The following is an 864-nucleotide window of genomic DNA, read 5'->3' as shown; positions in this document are numbered from 1 at the left end:
ACCGGCCGCGGCCCTCTTCGGCTCATGAACCTCAAGCTCACTCTCGTCAATGTCCGCAACCGGCGCACTCCGCCTCACAAAATCCACGGTTTCCCTCGTTACTCCGGCGGTTCTAGTGGCCGCGGTTGATCCATTCCTGCAGGTGGGGTGCTTCGGCGCCGATGGTGGTTGATTCCCCATGGCCGGTGTGCACCGTTGTGTCCTCCGGCAGGGTCAGCAGCCGGTTCCGGATGGAGTCGATGATGGTATCGAAGTCGCTGTAGGAGCGGCCGGTGGCGCCGGGGCCGCCGTTGAACAGCGTATCGCCGGAAAAGACAGTGTCCAGCCCGGGGACATAGAACACGGTGGAGCCCGGCGAGTGGCCGGGGGTGTGGATAGCCTGCAGCTCGGTGTCGGCGACCTGGAAGACGTCCCCGTCGGCGATCTTCGCATCCGGCGCCTCATCCGGGAACACGGCGTCCCAGAGCATCCGGTCGGCCGGGTGCAAATAGACCGGCGCGCCCACCAGTTCCCGGAACTGGCCCGCGTAGCGGATGTGGTCGTCGTGGCCGTGGGTGAGCAGGATGGCCTTGACCTTCCGGCCGGCCACCCGCTCGGCGATCGCGGCCGGGTCGTGGGCCGGATCGATCACGACGACCTCGGACTCATCCCCGACGATCCAGACATTGTTGTCCACATCCCAGGTGCCGCCGTCGAGCGAAAACGTTCCGGACGTGACGACCTTCTCAATGGAAGCAGTCATTACAGTTCCGCCCCCTTACAGCTCGACCACGGAGCGCAGGACCTTGCCTTCGTGCATCTTGTGGAAGGCTTCCTCGATCTGGTCGATGCTGATGCGTTCGGTGACGAACGCGTCCAGGTCGA

The 864-nt window shown here is 64.7% G+C and carries 1 protein-coding gene; it reads right to left on the bottom strand.

Going from position 1 to position 864, the window contains the following annotated elements; translation table 11 throughout:
- Window positions 1–112 precede the first annotated feature (112 nt).
- Entirely contained in the window at window positions 113–742 is a 630-nt protein-coding gene (locus tag AC5RWU_RS24395) for an MBL fold metallo-hydrolase (RefSeq protein ID WP_493986748.1), read from the bottom strand.
- Between the last annotated feature and the right edge of the window lie 122 nt (window positions 743–864).

This window comes from Arthrobacter sp. B0427-1-12, from assembly GCF_059092905.1.
This window is presented reverse-complemented; position numbering and strand designations above follow the sequence as displayed.

Bases quoted from the DNA above. Each gene is read 5' to 3' on its own strand.
- AC5RWU_RS24395 (WP_493986748.1), bottom strand. From the start codon at position 742: ATGACTGCTTCCATTGAGAAGGTCGTCACGTCCGGAACGTTTTCGCTC.